Annotated in this window: 4 protein-coding genes; all 4 read right to left on the bottom strand. The window is 74.0% G+C overall.

Annotated elements, in window-relative coordinates; all coding sequences use genetic code 11:
* On the bottom strand, positions 1-977 hold a 977-nt coding region (locus tag ACTWQJ_RS45260; RefSeq protein WP_443312214.1), incomplete at its 3' end, for an ABC transporter transmembrane domain-containing protein.
* Positions 974-2,680 (bottom strand): ABC transporter transmembrane domain-containing protein, encoded by a 1,707-nt coding sequence (locus ACTWQJ_RS45255; protein ID WP_443312213.1) that lies wholly within the window; start codon positions 2,678-2,680, stop codon positions 974-976. The genes ACTWQJ_RS45260 and ACTWQJ_RS45255, both read right to left, overlap by 4 nt.
* A gap of 22 nt (positions 2,681-2,702) precedes the next feature.
* Complete coding sequence (locus ACTWQJ_RS45250) at positions 2,703-4,559, bottom strand: ABC transporter ATP-binding protein (RefSeq protein WP_443312212.1); 1,857 nt, start codon at positions 4,557-4,559, stop codon at positions 2,703-2,705.
* On the bottom strand, positions 4,556-5,755 hold a 1,200-nt coding region (locus ACTWQJ_RS45245), incomplete at its 5' end, for an ABC transporter ATP-binding protein (RefSeq protein ID WP_443312211.1). The genes ACTWQJ_RS45245 and ACTWQJ_RS45250, both read right to left, overlap by 4 nt.

The raw sequence follows: 5,755 nt of genomic DNA, 5'->3' as shown, positions 1-5,755 counted from the left end.
GCCAGGCCCTCGACGCGGGCGAAGGAGGCGCCGCTGCTCTGCAACTGCTCGATCCGGACCAGGAGCTGGTCGAGCGGTTCGGTCGACTGCCGCAGATACAGGGCGGCCGCCACCACCGACCCCAGGCTGATCTCGCCGCGCGCGTGCAGCCAGCCGCCGAGCAGCAGCACGCCGGCCACCGGGATGACGTACGCGAAGTCCACGACGATGAAGAACGCGCAGCGCAGGAACAGCGTGTGCAGCCGGGTGCGGCGGGCCGTCTCCAGCGCGTCCCGGCTCGCGGCGGTCCGCCGCTCGGCGAGCCGGAAGGCCTCGACCGTGCGGGCGCCCGCAGCGGTCGCCGCGAGGATCTCGGCGACGTCCGACGTGGCCGCGCCCTCGGCGAGATAGGCGTCCCGGGCCCGGCGCAGATACCAGCGCATCGAGAACCAGATGGGGGTGAGACAGAGCGCCGACAGGGCGCCGAGCAGCGGGTCGAGCACGAAGACCGCGCCGAGCAGGAACGCCGCCTGGACGAAGGCGACGAGCAGCTCGGGCCCGGCATCGCGCAACGTGGCCCCCACGGCGGCGACGTCGGCCGTGCCCCGGGCCGTCAGATCGCCCGTCCCGGCTCGCTCCACGGCCGAGGCGGGCAGCGCGAGTGCCCGCGAGACGAAGCCCTCCCGGATGCGGGCCAGCGTCCGCTCGCCGAACCGGTGCCCCACGTACCGGGCCCAGCGCGCCAGCAGCAGCTGCGCCAGAGCGCACAGCACGATGGCGAACGCCAGCCGGTCCACCACCGCGACGCCGGCCCCCGCCCGCACCTCGTCGATGATCCGGCCGAGCAGCCACGGCCCGGCCAGCCCCGCCCCGGCGGCCAGCGCGTTGAGGGCGACCGCGACGGCGAAGGCCCGCCCGTCCGCCCGGACCAGCCCCAGCGTGGCCCGCCGTACGTCGGCCCGCTCCGCGACCGGCAGCCGGCCCGGTCCCGCTGTCATCGCACCGTCTCCTCCGCGTCACGGGCCACCAGCGCCCGGTACCCGGGCTCCTCGGCCAGCAGACTCTGATGGCTGCCGCCGGCCGCGACCTTGCCGTCGACCAGGTAGTACACGATGTCCGCGTGGTCGAGCACCAGCGGGGACGTGCTGGTGACGACGGTCGTACGGCCGTCCCGGGCCGCGCGCAGCCGCTCCGCCACCGCGGCCTCCGTGTGCGCGTCCAGCGCGGACGTCGGCTCCACGGCGAGCAGCACCTCGGGATCGGCCAGCAGCGCCCGCACCAGCCGTACGCGCTGCCGCTGCCCGCCGGAGAGGTTGCGGCCCTGCGCGTCGATCCGGGAGTCCAGCCCGTCCGGCAGGCCCTGCACGACGTCGTCGGCGACGGCCGCGTGCACGGCCCGCGCGATCGCCGCGTCGTCCCGGTCCCGGCGTCCGCACACCATCTCCCGCAGCGTGCCCGCGAACAGGTCGGCCTCGTGGTCCGCAACCAGGATCCGCGCCCGGACCTGCGGCAACGCGACCTCGTCGAGCCGTCTGTCACCCCAGGTCGCCGCCGAAGGGACGTACCGCCCGAGCCGGTCGACGACGGTCGCCGAGTCGGCGGGCCGCGCACCGGCCAGCGCGGTCAGCCGGCCCGGCATCACCCGGACTCCCGACTCGGGGTCGTACAGTACGGACGGCTCGGCCGGCGCGTCCTCCACGCCGCTGTCCTCCAGGGGCTCCAGCCGCAGAAACCGTACGACCCGCCGCGCGGCCACCAGCCCCCGGCTGACCTGGTTGCCGAACTCCAGGAAGTACGCCACCGGCACCACCAGCACGGCCACATAGCCGTACACGGACACCAACTCGCCCACGGTGATGTCCCCTTGCGCCACCATCCGCGCCGCGAGCCAGGTCACCACGGCCAGGAACACCGTCGGCAGCCCGAGGCCCAGCGCCTGGATCCAGCTGGTCACCGCCCCGACCCGGTAGCCTTCGGCCCGCAGCCGTTGCGAGTCGCGGCGGAAGGCGTCGCCGACCAGGTCCTTGCCGCCCAGTCCGCCCAGCACGCGCAGCCCGCCCGCCAGGTCGCCGATGCGCGCGGTCAGTACGCCCTGCCGCTCCCGGTAGGCCGTCTCCACGCCCTGCAACCGGCCCATCAGCGGCCCGACCAGCACGGCGATCACCGGCACGCCCAGCAGCACCACGGCCGCCAGCAGCGGCGACACGGCCAGCAGCAGCCCGGCGACCACGGCGTACGAGACGACCGCCCCCACGCCGGGCCCCACGACGGTCAGCGACGTGCTGATGGTCTGCACGTCCCCCACACCGATCGTGACGACCTCCCCGGCCGCGACCTGCCGCCGCAGCGAGGAGCCCAGCCGCACCGCCTGCCCGACCACGACCTTGACCGTGCGGAAGTTGGCGTCCATCCGCACCCGGGTCATGATGCGGTGCCGCATGATGTCCAGCCAGGCCGTGAGCGCCCCGGCCACCAGCAGGGCGGCGGCCCAGCCGGCCAGCGCGGTCCCGTCGCCGGGCTCCAGCCCGTCGTCGATCGCCCGGGACAGCAGATACGGCACCGCCGCCGAGGCCACCAGCGACACGCATCCCAGCAGCGCCCCCGCGGCCGACCGCCCCGGCTGGCTGCGCACCAGCCACCACAGATACCGGCCGCCGCTCCGGCAGTCGGGTCTGCCGGGATCCTCGTACGCGTCGATCATCCGTCCCCGTCCCCGTCGGCGCTCACGCCAGACTGTCCCGCCACGCCCGGTGCAGACCCGCGAACCGGCCGGTCCCCGCGATGAGTTCGGCCGGGCTGCCGTCCTCGACGATCCGGCCGTGCTCCATGACGAGCACCCGGTCGGCGATCTCCACGGTGGACAGCCGGTGCGCGATGACGACCGCGGTACGCCCCTTCAGCACCGTCGCCATGGCCCGCTGCACCGCCCGCTCTCCCGGAATGTCCAGCGAGCTGGTCGCCTCGTCGAGGATCAGCACCGCCGGATCGGCGAGCAACGCCCGCGCGAAGGCGACGAGCTGACGCTGACCGGCGGAGATACGGCCGCCCCGCTTGCGGACGTCCGTGTCGTAGCCCTCGGGCAGCGCGCTGATGAAGTCGTGCGCGCCGATCGCCTTCGCCGCCCGCTCGATCTCCTCGCGGCTCGCGTCGGGGCGGCCGATGGCGATGTTCTCCGCGACCGTGCCGGAGAACAGGAACGCCTCCTGCGTCACCATCACCACCCCGCGCCGCAGTTCGGGCACGGCCAGGTCGCGCAGGTCGACCCCGTCGAGCAGCACCCGGCCGTCCGAGGGGTCGTAGAAGCGGGCGAGCAGTTTGGCCAGCGTCGACTTGCCCGCGCCCGTGGTGCCGACGACCGCGACCGTCTGCCCCGCCGGGATCGTGAGGTCGAAGCGGGGCAGCACCTCGCCACCGGTGCGGTAGGCGAAGCGGACGCCGTCGAAGACGACCTCGCGGCCGGGGTGCTCGGAGGCGAGGGCCGGGAGCTGCCGAGGCTCCGACGGCTCCGGCACGGAAGGGGTCTGGGCGAGCAGCCCGGCGATCTTCTCCAGCGAGGCCGCCGCCGACTGGTACGAGTTCAGGAACATGCCGAACCGGTCGATCGGGTCGTACATCCGCCGCAGGTACAGCACCGAGGCCGCCAGCACCCCCAGCGCCAGCGTGCCGTCCGCCACCCGGTGGGCGCCCCACAGCACGATCAGCGCGACGGCTGTGTTGCCCACGATCCGCGAGCCGACGACATAGCGGGCCATCTCCAGCAGCGCGTCCCCGTTGGTCCGCTCGTGCCGCCGGTTCAGGACGCGGAACTCGGCGTCGTTGGCGGCCTCCCGGCGGAAGGCGCGCACCGGGCGGATGCCGTTCATCGTCTCCACGAACTTCACGATCACGGCGGCGATCGCGGTCGACCGCTGCCGGTACACCCGCCGCGCCCGCCGCTGGTACAGCCGTACGAGCCCCCACAGCGGCACGAACGACGCCACCGCCACCGCGCCGAGCCCCAGGTCCAGCCAGAGCAGGATCACCGCGACGTACACGCAGGACAGGATGACCATCACCAGCTCCTGCAGGCCCTCCTCCAGCAGCTCGCGCAGCGACTCGACGTCCGTGGTGGAGCGGGAGATCAGCCGGCCCGAGGTGTAGCGCTCGTGGAAGTCGATGCTCAGCGCCTGGGCGTGCCGGAAGATCCGGCCGCGCAGGTCCAGCAGCACATCCTGGCTGACCTGGGCGGAGGCGGCCACGAACGCGTACTGCAGCCCGCCGGAGGCCAGTGCGCACAGCAGATAGCCGGCCGCCACCGCGATCAGCGGCCCGTGGTCGTGGTCGCGGAACGCCGGTACGGCGTTGTCGATGGCGTACGCCACCAGCAGCGGGCCCGCCTGCACGGCCGCCTGCTGGAGCAGCAGCAGAAGCGTGGTCAGCGCGACACGGGCCTTCATCGGCGCGAGCAGGGAACGCAGCAGGGCGGCCGTGGCGCCGGGCGGGGTGGGCAGGACGTCCTTGTCGAAGGGGTCGTCGGCCGTGCGGGGGCGCGAGTCCTCCGGCTCGTCGGCGACCGGGGTGGAGGTGGCGGACACGGTCATCGGGCTGCCTCCTGGTGCGTCTGGTCCGCCCCGGACATCAGGTGGGCGTACTCGGCGTTGGCCCGCAGCAGTTCGTGGTGCGTGCCGACGGCGGCGATCCGGCCGCCGGACAGCAGCGCCACCCGGTCGGCGAGCAGCACCGTGGACGGGCGGTGCGCCACGATCAGGGCGGTGGTGGCCGCGAGAACGTCCCGCAGCGCGGCCTCCACGGCGGCCTCCGTGTGCACGTCCAGTGCGGACAGCGGGTCGTCCAGCACCAGGAACTCCGGCCGTCCCACGACCGCCCGGGCGAGCGCCAGCCGCTGCCGCTGGCCGCCGGACAGGCTCAGACCCTGCTCACCGACCTGCGTGTCCGTGCCCTGCGGCAACGCGTGCGCGAACTCGGCCTGCGCGACGGCGAGGGCGCGGTCCAGCTCGGCGGCTCCGGCACCATCAGCGGCGCCCATGAGGACGTTCTCCCCGACGCTCGCCGAGAACAGCGTGGGTTCCTCGAAGGCGACGGCGACCCTGGAGCGCAGCTCCTGACGGGACATGGCGGTGATGTCCACCCCGTCCAGCGTGATCCGCCCGGAGGTCACCTCGTGCAACCGGGGGACCAGCGCGGTCAGCGTCGTCTTCCCACTACCGGTGGCCCCGACGAGCGCCATGGACTCGCCGGGGCGAATGTGAAGATCGATACGTTCGAGCACGGGCGGCGAGCCGGCGGGGGCGTCGGGGTAACGAAAGGAGACGGCATCGAAGCGCAAACCCGCCCAGCCGCGGGCAGTCGTGCCTCCCCCAGAGGGGGGACCCCCAGGGCGATGGGGGTCCCCCCGCTCGAGCGAAGCCGAGAGTGGGGGAGGGTGGGCGCTGGGGGTCCCCCCTCTGGGGGAGGCATCCCGCAACGCCGGGCCGCGCTCCCCACCCCCCGACACCGACGCAGGCTCACCGGCAACCTCCGGCTCCGCATCCAGCACCTCGAAGTACCGCTCAGTAGCCGTCGCCGCCTCCTGACTCATCGCCAGCAGGAAGCCAATGGAATCCACCGGCCACCGAAGAGCAAGCGCCGTGGACAGAAACGCCACCAGCGTCCCCGCCGACAACCCCCCGTCCGCAACCTGCACCGCCCCCAACACCAGCGCCGCCCCGATCGCCACCTCCGGCAGCGTCACGATGACGCCCAGAATCGTCGCCAGCAGCCGCGCCTTGTGCAGTTC

The organism is Streptomyces sp. KR55, from assembly GCF_052245645.1.
Taxonomy (GTDB): Bacteria; Actinomycetota; Actinomycetes; order Streptomycetales; family Streptomycetaceae; genus Streptomyces; species Streptomyces flavusporus.
This window is presented reverse-complemented; position numbering and strand designations above follow the sequence as displayed.